18 protein-coding genes and 1 pseudogene are annotated in these 18147 nt (G+C 65.0%); 11 read left to right on the top strand and 8 right to left on the bottom strand.

The features are described 5' to 3' along the window. Positions 1-93 precede the first annotated feature (93 nt). From rplI to tldD, 6 genes are all read right to left on the bottom strand, one after another. Positions 94-708 carry a 50S ribosomal protein L9 gene (gene rplI, locus MLD63_RS00665; protein WP_255327910.1) on the bottom strand — a complete coding sequence of 205 codons (615 nt, stop codon included), beginning with the start codon at positions 706-708 and terminating at the stop codon, positions 94-96. Between the two features lie 12 nt (positions 709-720). Next, on the bottom strand, positions 721-948 hold the full coding sequence (gene rpsR / locus MLD63_RS00660; RefSeq protein ID WP_255327909.1) for a 30S ribosomal protein S18: 228 nt from the start codon (positions 946-948) through the stop codon (positions 721-723). A 17-nt stretch (positions 949-965) separates the two neighbouring features. Next, positions 966-1340, bottom strand: a complete 375-nt coding sequence (gene rpsF / locus MLD63_RS00655; protein WP_255327908.1) for a 30S ribosomal protein S6 — start codon at positions 1338-1340, stop codon at positions 966-968. Between the two features lie 164 nt (positions 1341-1504). Next, on the bottom strand, positions 1505-4219 hold the full coding sequence (gene topA, locus MLD63_RS00650; RefSeq protein ID WP_255327907.1) for a type I DNA topoisomerase: 2715 nt from the start codon (positions 4217-4219) through the stop codon (positions 1505-1507). 139 nt (positions 4220-4358) lie between these two features. Then, positions 4359-5492, bottom strand: a complete 1134-nt coding sequence (gene dprA / locus MLD63_RS00645; protein ID WP_255327906.1) for a DNA-processing protein DprA — start codon at positions 5490-5492, stop codon at positions 4359-4361. 100 nt (positions 5493-5592) lie between these two features. After that, positions 5593-7014 (bottom strand): metalloprotease TldD, encoded by a 1422-nt coding sequence (tldD, locus tag MLD63_RS00640; protein WP_255327905.1) that lies wholly within the window; start codon positions 7012-7014, stop codon positions 5593-5595. Between the two features lie 171 nt (positions 7015-7185). Here tldD and coxB point away from each other — a divergent pair. From coxB to MLD63_RS00585, 11 genes and pseudogenes are all read left to right on the top strand, one after another. Beyond that, positions 7186-8043: pseudogene (coxB, locus tag MLD63_RS00635) on the top strand (cytochrome c oxidase subunit II); the annotation flags it as partial. A gap of 518 nt (positions 8044-8561) precedes the next feature. After that, positions 8562-9479 carry a heme o synthase gene (cyoE, locus tag MLD63_RS00630; protein WP_255327904.1) on the top strand — a complete coding sequence of 306 codons (918 nt, stop codon included), beginning with the start codon at positions 8562-8564 and terminating at the stop codon, positions 9477-9479. Next, the gene (locus MLD63_RS00625; RefSeq protein ID WP_255327903.1) at positions 9479-9697 is read left to right on the top strand and encodes a cytochrome c oxidase system small membrane protein; all 219 of its coding nucleotides are present in this window, start codon (positions 9479-9481) and stop codon (positions 9695-9697) included. The genes cyoE and MLD63_RS00625 overlap by 1 nt, the downstream gene beginning before the upstream one ends. Further along, on the top strand, positions 9694-10257 hold the full coding sequence (locus MLD63_RS00620; protein WP_255327902.1) for a cytochrome c oxidase assembly protein: 564 nt from the start codon (positions 9694-9696) through the stop codon (positions 10255-10257). Before MLD63_RS00625 ends, MLD63_RS00620 begins: the two co-directional genes overlap by 4 nt. Positions 10258-10285: 28 nt before the next feature. Next, on the top strand, positions 10286-11116 hold the full coding sequence (locus MLD63_RS00615) for a cytochrome c oxidase subunit 3 (protein WP_255327901.1): 831 nt from the start codon (positions 10286-10288) through the stop codon (positions 11114-11116). Between the two features lie 66 nt (positions 11117-11182). Next, positions 11183-11587, top strand: a complete 405-nt coding sequence (locus MLD63_RS00610; protein WP_255327900.1) for a GFA family protein — start codon at positions 11183-11185, stop codon at positions 11585-11587. After that, positions 11588-12259 carry an SURF1 family protein gene (locus tag MLD63_RS00605; RefSeq protein WP_255327899.1) on the top strand — a complete coding sequence of 224 codons (672 nt, stop codon included), beginning with the start codon at positions 11588-11590 and terminating at the stop codon, positions 12257-12259. Positions 12260-12269: 10 nt separating this feature from the next. Continuing rightward, positions 12270-13652 (top strand): threonine synthase, encoded by a 1383-nt coding sequence (thrC, locus tag MLD63_RS00600; protein WP_255327898.1) that lies wholly within the window; start codon positions 12270-12272, stop codon positions 13650-13652. Positions 13653-13723: 71 nt separating this feature from the next. Continuing rightward, positions 13724-14932, top strand: coding sequence for a M16 family metallopeptidase (locus MLD63_RS00595; protein ID WP_439957614.1), 1209 nt, complete (start codon positions 13724-13726; stop codon positions 14930-14932). Further along, positions 14932-15513, top strand: coding sequence for a GNAT family N-acetyltransferase (locus MLD63_RS00590; RefSeq protein ID WP_255328466.1), 582 nt, complete (start codon positions 14932-14934; stop codon positions 15511-15513). The genes MLD63_RS00595 and MLD63_RS00590 overlap by 1 nt, the downstream gene beginning before the upstream one ends. Positions 15514-15536: 23 nt before the next feature. Next, on the top strand, positions 15537-16934 hold the full coding sequence (locus MLD63_RS00585; protein WP_255327896.1) for an FAD-binding oxidoreductase: 1398 nt from the start codon (positions 15537-15539) through the stop codon (positions 16932-16934). Between the two features lie 22 nt (positions 16935-16956). Here the strand turns inward: MLD63_RS00585 and MLD63_RS00580 are convergent, their stop codons facing one another. Together MLD63_RS00580 and MLD63_RS00575 are read right to left on the bottom strand one after the other, a co-directional pair. Further along, positions 16957-17490, bottom strand: a complete 534-nt coding sequence (locus MLD63_RS00580; RefSeq protein WP_255327895.1) for an adenine phosphoribosyltransferase — start codon at positions 17488-17490, stop codon at positions 16957-16959. Beyond that, positions 17487-18086: a flavin reductase family protein gene (locus tag MLD63_RS00575; RefSeq protein WP_255327894.1), complete on the bottom strand. Its 600-nt coding sequence runs from the start codon at positions 18084-18086 to the stop codon at positions 17487-17489. The genes MLD63_RS00580 and MLD63_RS00575 overlap by 4 nt, the downstream gene beginning before the upstream one ends. Positions 18087-18147 lie beyond the last annotated feature (61 nt).

The raw sequence follows: 18147 nt of genomic DNA, 5'->3' as shown, positions 1-18147 counted from the left end.
TTTATGCATGTCGATCATGCGCGGCCCTGTATGGAAAAACCGCGCCGGTCGCCCGGCGCGGTTCATGATCGCGATCGCGACGGCCCGAAGGCCTCAGCGGTCGTCGTCGTCCGTGTTGCGCGAGGGCGTGGCTTCTTCCAGATCGTCGGCGCCGGCGGAGCCAATGTCGTCGAACAGCTCGGCGATCTCGAACTCAGCCTCGGCATCGGCCTCGGCGGCCAGATCCTGGATCGACTTGCCCTGTGCCTGCAGCTCGGCCTCTTCGGTCGAGCGCGCGATGTTCAGGGTCACGGTCGCCTCGACCTCGGGGTGCAGGACGACGGCGATGTCGTGCAGACCCAGTTCCTTGATTGGGTTGCCCAGAACGATCTGCTTGCGGCTGATCGTGTGACCGGCTTCGGCCGCCACCGCCTCGACGTCACGCGGGGTGACCGAGCCGTACAGCGCGCCTGCGTCGGACGCCGAGCGGATGATGACGAAGCGCTCGCCGTCCAGCGTCTTGGCGGCCTTTTCCGCCTCTGCACGGGATTCGTCGTTGCGGGCCTGACGGTCGGCCTTCTGAGCCTCGAAGGCATCGATGTTCGACTGGCTGGCGCGCAGCGCCTTGCCCTGCGGCAGAAGGTAGTTGCGGGCGTAGCCCTCTTTCACCTTCACCACTTCGCCCATCTGGCCCAGTTTGGCCACGCGTTCCAGCAGGATGACTTGCATGATCGGTCCTCCTTACTTCACGGCGTAGGGAAGGAGCGCGAGGAACCGGGCACGCTTGATGGCGCGCGCGAGTTCACGCTGCTTCTTGGCCGAGACGGCGGTGATGCGCGAGGGCACGATCTTGCCGCGTTCGCTGATGTAGCGCTGCAGCAGACGGGTGTCCTTGTAGTCGATCCGGGGCGCGTTGTCGCCCGAGAACGGGCAGACCTTGCGGCGGCGGAAAAACGGTTTCGTTGCCATGTTCTATGCCTTTCCGATCAGTTGCGGTCGCGGCGGCGGTCGCCGCGATCACCGCGGTCGCCACGCTCTTCGCGCTTCTGCATCTGGATCGAGGGACCTTCCTCGTGCTCGTCCACGCGGATGGTCATGACCCGCATCACGTCGTCATGCAGACGCGCCAGACGCTCCATTTCCTGCACGGCATCGGACGGCGAGTCCGAGCGCAGGTAGGCGTAGTGGCCCTTGCGGTTCTTGTTAATCTTGTAGGCGAGGGTGCGGACACCCCAATATTCGTTGTCCACGACCTTGCCGCCATTGTCGGACAGCACGGTCGAGAAATGTTCGATCAGCCCTTCGGCCTGCGTGTTCGACAGGTCCTGGCGGGCGATCAGCACATGCTCGTAAAGCGGCATGGCGATCCTTTCTCACGTTTCGGGCGGCTTCATAGGCGGGTCGAAAACCCTTCCGCGCCCCGCCACGAGAGGCTTCGCCGGTTTCGCAAATCTGCGGAAGGATGCGGCCTTATAGCGGGAAAGGCTGCAGACGCAAGGTGATTCGGGCTTGTGGCGCGAGGCGACTAGTCTTCGGCCGCCTTCTTCGTAGAGGCTTTTTTCGCGGCGGGTTTCTTGGCGGCCGGCTTTTTCGCCGCCGTCTTCTTGGCAGCGGTTTTCTTCGCGGCCGGTTTCTTCGCCGCAGCAGGCTTCGACGCGGCTTTCTTGCCGCCCTTCTTCGCCGCCTTTGCGGAAATCAGTTCCAGCGCCTTGTCCAGCGTGATGTCGGCCGGGTCCAGATCACGGGGCAGGGTCGCGTTGACCTTGTCCCATTTGACATAGGGCCCGTAGCGTCCGTTCATCACCGCAACGGCGCCACCGTCAGGATGGTCGCCCAACTGCTTCAACGGCTCGGCGGCAGCCGCGCGGCCTCGGGTCGGTTTGGCGGCCAGCACCTCGACCGCGCGGTTCATGCCGATGGTGAAGACCTCGTCCACCTCGGGCAGGTTCGCGTATTTGCGATCGTGCTTCACATAGGGACCGTAGCGACCAATCCCGGCCTCGATCATCACGCCGTCATCGGGATGCGGCCCGATCTCTCGCGGCAATGCCAGCAGCTTCAGCGCCTGTTCCAGATCGACCGCGTTCGCGTCCCATCCCTTTGGGATACTGGCGCGCGGCGGTTTCGGCTGGTCTTCGGTCGGCTCGCCGCGCTGCACGTAGGGACCGAAGCGACCGTTCTTGAGGCTGATCTGCTCCCCGGCATCGTCTCCCAGCACGCGATCGCCCACCGCCTCCTCGCCATCGGGTGCCGAGAGCGGCCGCGTGAAGCGGCATTCGGGATAGCGCGAACAGCCGATGAAGGCGCCGCCCGAACGGGCGGTCTTGAGGTTCAGACGGCCCTGATGGCACAGCGGACATTCGCGCGGATCGCCGCCATCGAGGCGGGCCGGATACAGATGCGGCGCCAGCGCCTCGTCGATCGCTTCCAGCACCTCGGTGATGCGCAACTCGCTGGTCCCGTCCAGCGCCTTGGTAAAGTCGCGCCAGAACCGGCCCAGCACGTCGCGCCACATCAGGTCGCCGGCGCTGATCTCGTCCAGCTCGTTCTCCAGATCCGCGGTGAAATCGTAGCTGACGTAGCGCGGGAAATACTCGGTTAGGAAGATCGTGACCAACCGGCCCTTGTCTTCGGGGATCAGACGGTTCTGATCCTTGCGGACGTAATCGCGGTCCTGGATCGTTGTCACGATGCTGGCATAGGTCGAGGGGCGACCGATGCCCAGTTCTTCCATGCGCTTGACCAGCGTCGCCTCGGTATAACGCGGCGGGGGCTGGGTGAAATGCTGGCGCGCGGCGGTATCTTCGCCAGTACTGGCCAGCGTGCCGGGTGCGGTCGTCAGTCCGGGAGCATCGGGGCTGTCGCCACCCTTTTCGCGCGCCTTGGCCAATTCGGCGGAAAAGGCCTTGCCCACCTTCCGGGCCGCTTCGCCCTGAGTGATGGCGGGTAGCCGGCGGCCATCCTCGCCCTCGTCGTCGTCGCGCCCCTGGTCGTAGACCTTCAGGAAGCCGTCGAAAAGCATCACCTGGCCCGTGGCGCGCAGGCCGACCTGGCCGTCGCGGCTGCCGATCTCGACGGTGGTCCGCTCCATCCGGGCGGCTTCCATCTGGCTTGCGATGGTGCGCTTCCAGATCAGGTCATAGAGCTTCCGCTGATCATCCGCGCTGACCCGAATCTTGTCGGGCGAGGCCATCATGTCCGTGGGCCGGATGCATTCATGCGCCTCCTGCGCGTTTTTGGCCTTGTTCTTGTACATGCGCGGACTGGAGGGCAGGTATTTGTCGCCGAACTTGGCCTTGATCGCGTCGCGGGCAGCCATCACCGCCTCGGGCGCCATGTCGATGCCGTCGGTCCGCATGTAGGTGATCAGCCCCGCCTCATAGAGCCGCTGGGCGGTGGACATGCAGGCCCGCGCGCCCATGCCCAGCTTGCGGCTGGCTTCCTGCTGCAGGGTCGAGGTCATGAAGGGCGGCCACGGGTTGCGGCTGGCGGGCTTGGCCGAAACCTCGGTCACGGTCAGGTCGCGGCTGGCGACCGCGCTGACGGCCATCGCGGCATCCTCGGCATCGGCAAGATCGTAGCGGTCGAGCTTCTTGCCCTGATATGACGTCAGCGTCGCGTCGTATTCCTCGCCGCCCGGCGTCGCAAGGCGGGCATGGACCGACCAGTATTCGCGCGGCTTGAACGCCTCGATCTCCATCTCGCGATCGACAATCAGGCGCAGGCAGACGGACTGCACGCGGCCCGCCGACTTGGCGCCGGGCAGCTTGCGCCACAGGACGGGCGAGAGGTTGAAGCCCACAAGGTAATCCAGCGCGCGGCGGGCCAGATAGGCATCGACCAGCGCCTGATCGATCTGGCGCGGCTGCTTCATCGCGTCGGTGACGGCCGACTTGGTGATCGCGTTGAAGGTGACGCGGTTGACCTCGCTCCCCTTCTTCAGCGCGGGTGCAAGGGCCTCCAGCAGGTGCCACGAAATCGCCTCGCCCTCACGGTCCGGGTCGGTGGCGAGGATGAGGTTCTGGTCGTCCTTCAGCGCATCCTTGATCGCCTTGAGATGCTTCTTGCTGTCTGACGCCACCTCCCATTTCATCGCGAAATCGGCGTCGGGATCGACGCTGCCATCCTTGGGCGGCAGGTCGCGGACATGGCCGAAGCTTGCCAGCACGCGGTAGTCGCCGCCGAGATATTTCTCGATGGTCTTGGCCTTGGCCGGGGATTCGACGACGACGACGGGCATGGGGTTCTCGGGCTGCGAAGGATTTGGTCGCGGAACATGGGCAGCGCCGCGCGGGGTGTCAACCGGCGATGGCGCGCCGCGGATCCTTGCCAGGATGCCCCGCTTCGATAACGCCGAGGTCAGGGCAGGGACTTCGCCGTCAGGTCAGCGCCAGCCGTCCGCCCGCCAATCGCGTCAGGCGGCCCTGCAGTTCCAACGCCTGGATCGCGGGGTTCAGCACCGCCGCCGACAGGCCCAGATCGCGGATCAGAAGATCTTCCTCGGTCGGGCTGGGCGAGAGGCGGGCGAGGATTGCAGCCTCGAGTTCGCGCTGATCGATTCTTGGACGTGCCGGTTTAGCAACCGGCTCTGGCCGTGTGTCGGCCGTGGCGGGTTCGGTGCGCGCCGCGACGGCTGCAATGACGTCCTGCGCGCTGCGCACAAGGGTCGCGCCGTCGCGGATCAACGCGTTGCAACCGGCGGCCCGCGCATCCATCGGGTGGCCCGGAACCGCCATCACCTCACGCCCCTGATCCAGCGCGTTCTTCGCAGTCAGCAGGCTGCCCGAACGGTGCGCCGCCTCGATCACGATCACGGCCTGGGCCAGCCCGCTGATGATACGGTTGCGCATCGGGAAATGCCGCGCCATCGGCTCGGTCCCCGGAGGAAGCTCGCTCAGCAGCGCGCCCTTTTCGGCGATCTGCGCGGCGAGAACGGCGTTTTCGGCCGGATAGATCACGTCGATACCACCGGCCATGACGGCGACGGTGCCCGTGGGCAGGCTGGCATTGTGGGCGGCGGTGTCGATCCCGCGTGCGAGGCCTGAGACGACAACATGTCCCGCCTCGCCCAAGGCAGCCGCCATCCCGCGCGCCATCCGAAGCCCCAAGGACGAGGCGTTGCGCGCGCCGATCACCGCGAGTGGCTGGTCTTTCAACCGCGCAGGATCGCCGCGCAGCCAGAGAACCGGGGGCGCGTCGTCGATCTGTCGCAACTGATCGGGATAATCGGGGTGATCGAACCGCAGCAGCCGGGCGCCGGCGCGCTGGCCCGCCCGCAGTTCGGCCTCGGCCGTGGCGGTCGAGCAGGGGGCGTAATCCTCGATTCCGGCGGCCTGCGCGATGCCGGGGAGTGCGTCAAGCGAGGCGGCCAGACTGCCGTGTTCGGCGATGAGCCGATAGAAGGTCGTCGGACCTACACGGCGAGAGCGGATGAGACGAAGACAGGTGAGATCGTCTTCCTTCGTGGTGGGTGGGGTTTTGGGGGTGCCGAAAGAAAAAATCCCGGTATCCATGCTGACCTCGCCTCATCCAGACGCAAAGCTAGCAGCCCAATGGTTAACAAGCGGTTACCGGAAGCAGGCGCGATCCGGGTGGAGCTGAAAATTCTTGCGCTCAGGCCGCCGAACCGCCGACCGTCAGTCCGCCGATCATCAGGGTCGGTTGGCCGACACCAACCGGAACCCACTGCCCCTGCTTGCCGCAATTGCCGATACCCGGATCCAGGGTCATGTCGTTTCCGATCGCGCGGATCTGCTGCAGCGCGGTCGCGCCGTCGCCGATCAGGGTCGCCCCGCGAATCGGATCGCCGACCTGTCCGTTCTTCACGCGGTAGGCCTCGGTGCATGAAAACACGAACTTGCCATTGGTGATGTCGACCTGACCGCCACCGAATCCGGTCGCATAGACCCCGTCCTTGAGGTCAGCCAAGATGGCGGCCGGATCGGCGTCGCCGCCTGGCATGTAGGTGTTGGTCATCCGCGGCATCGGCGCATGGGCGAAACTTTCTCGCCGGCCGTTCCCGGTCGGCGACACGCCCATCAGCCGCGCGTTCTGGCGATCCTGCATGTAGCCAACCAGGATACCGTCCTCTATCAGCACGTTGCGGGCGGGCGGGGTGCCCTCGTCATCCACGCTGATGCTGCCGCGCCGATCGGGGATGGTGCCGTCATCGACCACGGTCACGCCGGGCGCTGCGACCCTCTGGCCCATCAGGCCGGCGAAGGCGCTGGCGCGCTTGCGGTTGAAATCGCCTTCCAGCCCGTGGCCCACCGCCTCGTGCAGCAGGATGCCGGGCCAGCCGGGACCAAGCACCACGTCCATGACGCCGGCAGGCGCCGCGACGGACCGCAGGTTCACCAACGCAATGCGCAGCGCCTCGTCCACCTGCGCGCGCCAATGCGCGGTCTCCATCAGTCCGGCGAGCGAGACGCGCCCGCCACCACCGCTGCTGCCCGATTCGCGGCGGTCGTTGTTTTCCACGATCACACTGACATTCAGCCGCGCCATCGGGCGGATATCGGTGACCAGCCCGCCCTCGGGGCGCAGGATCACGATTTCTTGCAAACTCGATGCCATCGACACGGAAACCTGCACCACGCGCGGGTCTGCCGCGCGGGCATAGGCATCGATCTCGCGCAGCAACTCGATCCGGTTCGCGATCCCGATCCCCTCTGCCGGGTCGGCGTCCATGTAAAGCGAGCCGCCCCGCATCGCCGGTGCCTCGGCCGCGATGCCGCCACCCTGTCCCACCGCAAGCCGGGCGGTTTCAGCGGCGCGATGCAGCGCGGGCAACGTGATCTCGGTCGAATGCGCGTAGCCCGTGGTTTCGCCGCGAACCGCGCGCAGACCGAAACCCTGGCCGGCGGTGTAGCCCGAATTGCGCAGCCGCCCGTCATCGAACACCAGCGATTCCGACACGGTGCGTTCCAGAAACAGCTCGCCATCGTCCGCGCCCGCGACCGCCTTGCGAAGGATCGTCTGCGCCTGATCCTGATCGAGCATGTCTTCAAAGGGCTGGAACGTCGTCCGCGTCATCGGTCGCTTCCTCGGATCGAAAGGTTTGAATGCTTAAAACCGACGAATGACTTGCCGGGCGTAGCGAGATATGGTCTTAGAGCGATCATTGGGCAAGGGAAAGAGGCGGCTTTGGCGGCCTATCCCAACGTGCGACAGCGCCCTGCGCGCGTTTAGAGACGGGATGGAAGAATGGCGATTGCGAACATGCACCGGAGGCTTTTTGCGGGGGTCGCGATGGCGTCCTCTCTGTTGGCATCGGGCATGGCCCTGGCACAGGATGCGCTGGGCGACCTTCCCACGATCGGCAAGCCGCACGCGCGCGGGATGGGCTTTCAGGAGCCGGTGACCGAACTGGCCCACCAGCAGCAATGGCTGGACCATTTCGTGCTGATCATCATCACGATCATCACGATTTTCGTCATCGCACTGCTGGCGATCGTGATCTTTCGCTACAACAGCCGCTCGAACCCGGTTCCGGCGCGGTTCACTCACAACACCCCGGTGGAGATCGCCTGGACGCTGATCCCGGTCCTGATCCTGATCGTGATCGGTGTCTTCTCGCTGCCGCGGTTGTTCTACTCGCAGGAAATGCCGGAAGATCCTGATGTCGTCATCAAGGCGATCGGCAACCAGTGGTACTGGTCGTATGAATATCCCGAGAATGGTCTCGCCTTCGATTCGCTGATGCTGGCCGAGGACGAGCTGGCGGAATACGGCTATGCCGAAGACGAATATCTGCTGGCGACCGACACCGCTGTCGTCGTGCCAACGGGTCAGGACGTGCTGCTGCAGGTCACCGCGAACGACGTCATCCACTCCTGGACCATTCCCGCATTCGCGGTGAAGCAGGATGCGGTCCCCGGCCGGATCGCTCAAGCCTGGTTTAACGTCGAAAAGGAAGGCGTCTATTTCGGCCAGTGTTCGGAACTGTGCGGGATCAACCACGCGTATATGCCGATCGTCGTGAAAGCCGTGGCGCCCGAGCGTTACGCGGCCTGGGTCGCCGAACAGGGTGGCACGATGGGCGGCGAGACCGAGGTGGCGGCCGCCGAGGGTGAGGCACCGGAAGCTGCGGCCGAGGATGCCGCGACCGATGCGCCGGGTTCGGATGAGCCCGCTGCCGAAGATGCGGCAGAACAGGCTGCCCAGGAGTCCGCACCGGTAGAAGGTGCTGCCGCAACCGAGCCGTCCGCCGGAGAAGCACCGGCCGCCGACGAGGCGCCGGCCGCCGAAGAAACGCCGGCTGCCGAAGAGGCGCCGGCTAGCGACGAAGCTACTGCAGCTGAAGAACCTGCTGTAGAGCAGCCTGCTGCCGAAGAGGCAGCGGCGGATGAAGCCACAGCGCAGCCGGCTACCGAAGAAGGTGCAGCCGCTGAATCGACCGCTGCCGACGCCGAAGCGGCGACAGCGCAGCCCTCCGCCGTGCAGGGTGCCGCGACCGAGCCGGAAGCGGCCGGTGAAGCGGCAGCGACCGACGCCCCCGCGGCTGAAGCGCCTGCGACCGAACCCGCGGCCGAGGAACCCGCCGCAGCGACCGGCAACTGATCGGGGACGCGAAGCGAGCGATGGCCACGACCCAGATAGATGCGCCCGCACCCGAGGCGGAGTTCGGCGATTTCGTCGCACTTCTGAAGCCGCGCGTGATGTCGCTGGTCGTCTTCACCGCCTTTGTCGGCTTGTGGGTTGCGCCCGTTCCGGTCCATCCGGTCATCGCGTTCTGTTCCGTCCTGTTCATCGCCCTTGGCGGAGGTGCCTCCGGCGCGCTGAACATGTGGTATGACGCCGATATCGACAGCGTGATGCGCCGCACCGCCTCGCGCCCTATCCCGGCGGGGCTGGTCAAGCCGGGCGACGCGCTTGGTCTTGGGCTCGCGCTATCGGGCGTGTCGGTGATGATGCTGGGTCTGGCCGCGAACTGGGTTGCGGCAGGACTGCTGGCCTTCACCATCTTCTTCTATGCCGTGGTCTACACAATCTGGCTGAAACGCTCGACGCCGCAGAACATCGTCATCGGCGGGGCCGCTGGCGCGCTGCCCCCGATGATCGGCTGGGCTTGTGCCACCGGCGGCATCAGCATCGAATCTCTATTGATGTTCGCGCTGATCTTCTTCTGGACGCCGCCGCATTTCTGGGCGCTCGCGCTGTTCATGAAGGACGATTACCGCGATGCGGGCGTCCCGATGCTGACGGTCACGCACGGCCGCACGTCCACCCGCCGCCACATCTTCGCCTACACGCTTGTGCTCGCGCCCTTCGCGATCTGGCTAGGCTTCACCTCGGTCGGCGGGCCGCTGTATCTGGCCGTCGCCCTGGTTCTGAACGCGCTGTTCATCCATGGCGGATGGCGCATCCTGCGCCGCAGCGACACGACCGCTGCCGCAGATGGCTACGCGGTCGAGAAGCGCTATTTCCGCCTGTCGCTGTATTACACGTTCCTGCACTTCCTCGCGCTGCTGATTCAGCACGGGTTGGGGGGATGGTGATGGCGATCGGTCAGCATCATGAACTCCACCGTCGCCGCCGGTCGCGCAATGTCGGCGTGGCGCTGGTGCTGATCGGCTTCGTGGCTTTGATCTTCGCGCTGTCGGTGGTCAAGGTTCAGCAGGGCGATCTGATGGAGGGCTTCGATCACCAGACGCGGACCTCTGTCCTGCCGATCGAGCAGCCTGAACCGCAACCGGCAACGGAGGTCGAACAATGAAACGCGAGACCAGGACCGTGACGATGCTGGTCGGCGTCGTCGTTTTCATGGGCGCCATGGCCTGGGCCGCAGTGCCATTCTACAACTGGTTCTGCTCGGTGACGGGCTTTGGCGGCACCACCCAGCGGGCCGAGGCTGAGTCCGACACCGTCCTGGACGAGGTCGTTCGCGTGCGCTTCGATGCGAACACCGACAAGAACCTGGAATGGACCTTCCGTCCGATGGAAACGGTGATGGAAATCCGCATCGGCGAGACGGGCCTCGCCTTTTACGAGGCGGTCAACAACAGTGACGAGCCGATCACGGGCACGGCCAGCTACAACGTCGCCCCCGAAGTCGCCGGCTACTATTTCGACAAGATCCAGTGCTTCTGTTTCGAGGAGCAGACCTTGCAGCCGGGCGAGCGGGTCGAGATGCCGGTGACGTTCTACGTCGATCCCGATATCGTGGACGACCGCGACGCCGGCTGGGTCCGTGACATCACGCTGAGCTACACATTCCACAGGACCGAACCGAAGCAGGCCGCGCTGGACGCGCCCGCGGACACGGCCGTAAACTGACCTGACGAGGGACAAGGCGAGAGGCGCAATGGCACACGCGAAGAATCACGACTACCACATCCTCCACCCCTCGGTTTGGCCGTTCCTCGGTGCGATCGCAGCCTTCCTGATGCTTTACGGCGCCGTCGGCTGGATGCATTCCGGCGAGGTGCACCTGTGGCTGCTGCCGGTCAGCGGACCCTGGCTGTTCCTCATGGGCCTCGTCGGCGTGCTGTACGTGATGTACAGCTGGTGGGCCGACGTGATCCACGAAGGCGAGATGGGCGACCACACGCCGGTCGTGCGGATCGGTCTGCAATACGGCTTCATCCTGTTCATCACCTCGGAAGTGATGTTCTTCGTCGCGTGGTTCTGGGCCTTCTTCAAGAACGCGATGTATCCGATGGGCCCCGAAAGCCCGATCAAGGATGGCGTCTGGCCGCCGGAGGGGATCGCGACCTTCGATCCGTGGCACCTGCCGCTGATCAACACGCTGGTCCTGCTGCTGTCGGGCGTTGCGGTGACCTGGGCACACCACGCCCTGGTGCATGAGAACGACCGCAAGACCGTGATCCGTGGCCTGATCGTTGCGATCGTGCTGGGTGCGTTCTTCACGGTCCTGCAGGCCTACGAATACAGCCATGCCGCGTTCGGTCTGTCCGATACCGTCTATGGTGGCGTCTTCTTCATGGCGACGGGTTTCCACGGCGCGCATGTCATCATCGGGACGATCTTCCTCGCCGTCTGCCTGTTCCGCTTCCTGCGCGGCCAGATGAGCCAGGAACAGCATGTCGGCTTCGAAGCTGCCGCCTGGTATTGGCACTTCGTCGACGTGGTCTGGTTGTTCCTGTTCTTCTCGATCTATATCTGGGGCCGCTGAGCCCGCGATCGATGTCACAGCGACGCGCGGGTCATCGGCCCGCGCGTTTTTCTTTGGAGGTGCAGGATGCTGACAGGGAGATGCCAGTGCGGCGCGGTCCGCTATCAGGTCGATGCTGACCCGATCCGGACCTATTGCTGTCATTGCACCGAGTGCCGCGCGCAATCGGCGTCAGCCTTCGGGATCTCGGTGATCGTTCCCCCCGCCGCAGTGTCGCTGACCCGCGGAGAGGTTCGGACCTGGACACGGCCGACAGGCAGCGGCAAGCGTCTGGAATGTGCGTTCTGCCCCGATTGCGGAACACGTATCTGGCACGTCAACGAACCAAGGGGCGAGACGATGTCGATCAAGGGCGGCTCACTCGACCATCCGGTCGATCTGACGAACGCCGCCCATATCTGGGTTGCCGAGAAGCTGCCGGGGATCGTGATCCCGGACCACGTTCGCACCTGGAATGGCGAGCCTGACTGAATGAAGCGCTATATCGGACCCCTGCTGATTGGCGTCGTGGGTTGCGCCATTCTGATCGCGCTCGGCATTTGGCAGCTTCAGCGGATGGAATGGAAAGAGGAGCTTCTGGCCCAGATCCAGTCGCGTATCGACGCAGCCGCCGTCCCCTTACCGGCCGAGGTCGATCCGTCGATGAAATACGACCCCGTGACGGTCGCGGGGACGACGACCGGCGAAGAGATCGACATCCTGTCCAGCACCAAGGCGCAGGGTGGCGGCTATCAGATCGTGTCGGGCTTTGTCACCGATGATGGGCGGCGGATCATGCTGGACCGCGGCTATGTCCCGCAGGAAGCCCGCCACGCGGACCGTCCGCCCGTCCGCCTGACGGTGCAGGGAAACCTGCACTGGCCGGACGAGAAGGGCAGCGCGACGCCGGACCCCAACATGACCGAGAATATCTGGTTCGCCCGCGACGTGCCCGCGATGGCCGAGGCGTTGGGGACCGAACCGATCCTTGTCGTTGCGCGTGCGGTCGAGGGTGACGCACAGGGTGTCGAACCGATCCCGATCGGGATCGAGGGCATCCCCAACAACCACCTCAGTTATGCCGTGCAATGGTTCATGATTGCGGCGGTCTGGGCAGGGATGACAGTCGCGCTCATCTGGCGTATCAGGCAGCGGACTTACTGAAGGGCAGACGATGCGTTACGTCTCGACCCGGGGCGAGGCCCCGGTGCTGAATTTCGAACAGGCGATGCTGACCGGTCTCGCGCGTGACGGCGGGTTGTATCTGCCCGAGCATGTCCCTGCTCTGGACGACCTCACCACGTTCGAGGGGCTGTCCTACGAATACGCCGCATTTCGGGTGATCCGTCCATTCCTGGGGGAAAGCTTTTCCGACAGCGAGTTGCGGGGCGCGATTGCGCGGGCCTACGAAGGCTTCGGCCATGTCGCCCGCGCGCCGCTGACCCAACTGGCCCCCAGCCATCATCTGCTGGAGCTTTTCCACGGCCCGACGCTCGCGTTCAAGGATTTCGCGATGCAACTGATCGGGCAGCTGTTCCAGATCGCACTGGAACGGTCAGGCCAGCGGGTCACCATCCTTGGCGCGACCTCGGGCGACACGGGAAGCGCCGCCATCGAAGCATTCCGCGGCCTGCCGAATGTCGACGTGTTCATCATGTATCCGCATGGTCGCGTCAGCGAGGTGCAGCGCCGGCAGATGACGACGCCAGACAACGACAATGTCCACGCGCTGGCGGTCACAGGCCATTTCGACGATTGCCAAGCGCGGCTGAAGGACCTGTTCAACGATCACGACTTTCGCGACGAGGTCGGGCTTGCTGGCGTGAACAGCATCAACTGGGGCCGGGTTCTGGCGCAGATCGTCTATTATGTCACCGCCGCCGTCAGCCTGGGCGCCCCTCACCGCGCCGTCGATTTCACCGTGCCGACGGGAAATTTCGGCGACATCTTTGCCGGATCCATCGCGCGCCAGATGGGCGTGCCGATCCGGCGCATGATCGCCGCGACCAACCGCAACGACATCCTGCACCGCGCACTGTCCACGGGCGAACACCAGCTTGGCGAGGTCTATCCCACCATCAGCCCCAGCATGGACATCCAGGTCAGTTCCAATTTCGAACGCGCGCTGTATTTCGCCTATGGCGGCGATGCGGCGGCGATCCGCCAGTTGATGGATGAGCTGAAATCGGGCGGATTCACGATCAGCCAAGGGGCGCTGCAGGCGCTGCGCGAGCAATACGGCTCGGGTCGGGCGTCGGAGGAAGAAACCTCGTCCATGATCGCGACGGTTCGGGCAGAGACGGGTCAGATCGTCTGCCCGCACACCGCAGTCGGCATCAAGGTCGCCCGCGAGCATCTGGAACCGGGTGTGCCGATGATCACGCTGGCGACCGCGCATCCGGCCAAGTTTCCCGATGCCGTCGAGGCTGCGGTCGGTCAGCGTCCGCCACTGCCGCCCCATATGGCCGCGATCTTCGACCTGCCAGAGCGTGTGACGCGGGTTGAAAACGACGGCGAGGCGATTAAATCGCTGATCCTTGACCGGAGGACCGCGTGAACGCCATCATCAGTGACCCTGCCACCCGCCTGACGACGCTGCCGAACGGCTTGCGCGTCATCACGCGTCACATGCCCGGCCTGCACTCGGCAGCGTTCGGGATCTGGGTCGGCGCCGGCGGGCGCGACGAGCGTCTGGAACAGAACGGCATCGCGCATTTTCTGGAACACATGGCCTTCAAGGGCACCAAGAAGCGCAGCGCAATTCAGATCGCTGAGGCGATCGAGGATGTGGGCGGCTATCTGAACGCGTACACCTCGCGCGATGTCACGGCCTACTACGCGCGGGTCCTGACCGCCGATCTAGACCTCGCCTTCGACGTCATCTCGGACATCGTGCTGAACCCGGTCTTCGATCAGCGAGAAATCGAAGTCGAGCGCGGGGTAATCCTGCAGGAAATCGGTCAGGCGCTGGACACACCAGACGACGTGATTTTCGACTGGCTGCAGGAAGCGGCCTATCCAGACCAGGCCATCGGTCGCACGATCCTGGGTCCGGCGGACCGCGTACGCAGCTTCTCGCGCGATGATTTGGCGCGGTTCGTGGCCGAACATTACGGGCCGGGTGAGATGATCGTCTCGGCCGCCGGGGCGGTCGATCACGACCACATCGTTCGCCTGGCCGAAGCGGCGTTCGGGCACCTGAAACCGCTTCCGGCAGCGCCGCGCGAAAGCGCACGGTGGCTCGGGGCGGAAACGCGGCGCCAGAAGAAGCTTGAACAGGCCCATTTCGCGCTCGCGCTGGAAGGGCCGGGCTTCTTGTCCGACGACTTCTACGCCGCGCAGATCTTTTCGGGTGCACTAGGCGGGGGCATGTCATCGCGCCTGTTCCAGAAGATCCGCGAGGAACGCGGCCTCTGCTACACGATCTTCGCGCAGTCGGGTTTTCATGACGATACCGGGATGCTGACGATCTATGCGGGCACCGGCGGCGATCAGGTGGCCGATCTGGCGAACTTGACCATCGACGAGATGAAGCGCGCTGCAGGCGACATGAGCGCGGCAGAAATCGAGCGTGCCAAGGCGCAATTGCGCGCAGGGATGCTGATGGGGCTGGAGAGCTGCTCGGGTCAGGCCGAACGTCTGGCACGCAGCCTTGCCATCTGGGGCCGCGTGCCCGATCCGGCCGAGGTTGCCGAACGCATCGCGGCCGTCACACCGACCGAGGTCCTGGACCACGCGCAGCGGCTGATCGAAGGTGCGCAACCGGCGCTGGCGCTATACGGCCCGGTGTCGCGGGCGCCAAAGCGCGAGGCGCTGGCGGAAAGACTCGCTGCATGATGTTCTGGCGCCGCTCCCCCGTTCGGCTGGAAACCGAGCGGATGGTTCTGCGCCTGCCTGCCCACGAAGACCTCGCCCCCTGGGTCAACCTGCGTCGTGAAAGCCGCGCGTTTCTGACCCCGTGGGAACCTGTCTGGGCCAACGATCACCTGTCGAAGAAAAGCTTCACCCACCGTGTCTACTGGGCTGCGCGTGCCAGCCGGGGCGGCACCGCGCTGCCCCTGTTCCTGCTGCGCCGCGATGGCGTGTTGCTGGGGGCGATCACGCTGGACAACATCCGGCGGGGACCGGCGCAATCGGGAACGATCGGTTACTGGATCGGCGCACCCTTCGCACGGCAGGGCTTCATGCGCGAAGCGATCGGGGCGGTGGTCCATCATGCCTTCACCGTGCTGGATCTAAGCCGGATCGAAGCGGCCTGCCTGCCCGAAAACACCGCATCGCGTGGGGTTCTGGAACGGGCGGGTTTCAAGTACGAGGGCGTGGCGCAAAGCTATCTGCAGATCAATGGGCGGTGGCGCAATCACGTTCTTTACGCGAACCTGCGCAGCGATCGTCGCGGACGCACCGAAACGCGCTGAGACGCGAAGACGAAGGGAAGACAATGCTGAATTCGGCGGACGAACGGCTGGCAGCGCGGCTGCCGGAAGGTGTGTTGCGCGACGTTGCACCGGCCTATCTGGATGAGCCGCGCGACCGCTGGAAGGGGACGGCCGGTCTGGTCGCAGCGCCCCGGGACGCGGATGAAGTTGCGGCGGTCGTTCGCGCCTGTGCCGACGCCCGTGTTCCGATCGTCCCGCGCGGCGGCGGTACCGGACTGGTCGCGGGTCAGGTGCTGCCGGACGGCGCTCTGCCGCTGATCCTGTCAATGGAACGGATGACCGCGATCCGCGCGATCCATCCGGACGAGAACGTCGTGATCGCCGAGGCCGGCGTGACCCTGCAATCTCTGCGCGACGCAGCCGCGGACGTCGGCCGCCTGTTTCCGCTGTCTCTGGCCGCACAAGGAACCGCTCAGATCGGCGGCTGTCTTGCGGTCAATGCGGGCGGCGTCAACGTGCTGCGCTATGGCAATACCCGCGCCTTGTGTCTGGGGATCGAGGCTGTAATGCCCGACGGGTCGGTCATCCGCAGCCTGCCGCGGCTTCGGAAGGACAATACCGGCTATTCGATCCGCGACCTGCTGATCGGCGCTGAAGGCACTCTGGGCATCATCACCGCCGCCTCGCTTGTCATGGAGGCCATCCCCGCCAGCACCGGGACGGCATTGATGGCGGTCGAGGGTCCGGAGGCGGCCCTTGAGCTGCTGTCGCGCGCGCAAGCCAGGATGGCAGGCTGCGTCAGCGCGTTCGAGCTGATCTCGGGACAGGGAATGCGCTTTCTGGCAGAAACGATGCCGCAGGTCCGATTGCCCTTCGCCGAGCCGCCAGAATGGATGGTTCTGATCGATGTCGGGCTGCCCGAGGGTCTGGAAGCGGCAAGCGCGCTGGAAAATCTTTTCATCGAGGCGGCCGAAGCCGGTCTGGTCGATGATGGGCTGATCGCGCAGAGCGAGCAGCAAGCCGCGGATTTCTGGAATGTCCGCGAATCGATCCCCGAGGCGAACCGCAAGATCGGCGCGGTCGCCAGTCACGACATTTCGCTTCCGCTCTCAGAAGTTGCAGGCTTCATTGAAGAGGCTGGCGCGCAACTGGCGGATCGCAACGTCCGCGTGAACTGTTTCGGCCATCTGGGCGACGGCAACCTGCACTACAATCTGTTTCCGGCCGAGGGACGAAGCCGCGCGGATTACGACGATCAGCGCGCCGGTCTTTCCCGGTTGGTCCACGAACTCGCCGTCGCGCGAGGCGGCAGCTTTTCGGCCGAACATGGGGTCGGACGCTTGAAGGTCGGCGATCTGGAACGATGGGGCGATCCGGCACGGCTGGCCGCAATGCGCGCGATCAAGTCCGCGCTGGACCCGCTCGGGATCATGAATCCCGGCGCAGTGTTGCGGGCCTAGTCTGCCGCGACCAGCGACGGGCCTAATCGCCCTCGAAGCTGCAAAGCACGTGGACCGGCATCCCAAGCGCCTGCAGCTTGGCGTTTCCGCCGAGGTCAGGCAGGTCGATCACGAAAGCGCAGCCGATCACCTCGGCGCCCATCCGGCGACACAGTTTGATCCCCGCTTCGGCGGTGCCTCCGGTCGCAAGAAGATCGTCGACGATCAAGACCCGCTCTCCTGGCTTCAGGGCATCGTCGTGCACCTCCATCACCGCCTCGCCATATTCCAACGCATAGGCTTCAGAGATCACCGGGCCGGGCAGCTTGCCCTTCTTGCGGATTGGCACGAAGCCGGTCGATAGCTGGTGCGCGATGGCGCCACCCAAAATGAACCCGCGCGCCTCCAGCCCGACGACCTTGTCGATGCGTTCGCCCGCATAGGGATGCAGCATCTGGTCGATGGCCATGCGGAAGCCGCGCGCGTCCGCGAACAGCGTCGTCACGTCGCGAAACATGATCCCTTCATGCGGGAAGTCCGCGATCGTGCGGATATAATCCTTGACCGTTTGGCTCATCGCGGACGCTCCATCTCGAACGTGTCGTGGACGGCAGCGAAATCCAGGTAGCCAAGGCGCGCGATCCAGCCGGCCTCGTGCAGATCGAACCGGCCATCCTTGATGAATTCGTCGCGGATATGAACGCCGGTCACGACGCCAAAGACGGCGAAATTCGCCTGTCCCGCCAAGGGCACCACGCGCAGCAGGCGGCATTCAAGATTTGCCGCCGCATCCGCAACGCGTGGGCAGTCGATGGTTTCGCATTCGGCGGCGGCGATGCCGCAGGCCTCGAACTCGCTCTGACCGGCAGGCAGAGGGGCCGAGGAGGCATTGACCGCTTCGCGCATCGCGCCGGTTGCGATGTTGACGCAGAAGACGTCGCTTTCGACGATCTGCGCCACGCTGTCCTTCGTGCCGGGCCGGTCGGGTTTGGCCGAGGTCGAGGCGAACATCACCTGTGGTGGCACGTAGGCCACCGCGTTGAAGAAGGAATAGGGCGCCAGATTGTCGCCCTTTGCGCCGCGGGTCGATATCCAGCCGATCGGCCGCGGGGCGACGATGGCATTAAAAGGGTTGTGCGGCATGCCATGGCCGTTTTCGGGTCGGTAGAACATGGCGCCTCGCTTGTTGGGTCCGGCTGCAACCTGCCGCACCGTGGCGCGTTACGCAATTCCC

It is taken from the genome of Paracoccus albicereus (assembly GCF_024359525.1).
Lineage (GTDB): Bacteria > Pseudomonadota > Alphaproteobacteria > Rhodobacterales > Rhodobacteraceae > Paracoccus > Paracoccus albicereus.
The sequence above is the reverse complement of the archived record's forward strand: the minus strand, read 5'-3'. Positions and strand labels throughout refer to the sequence as shown.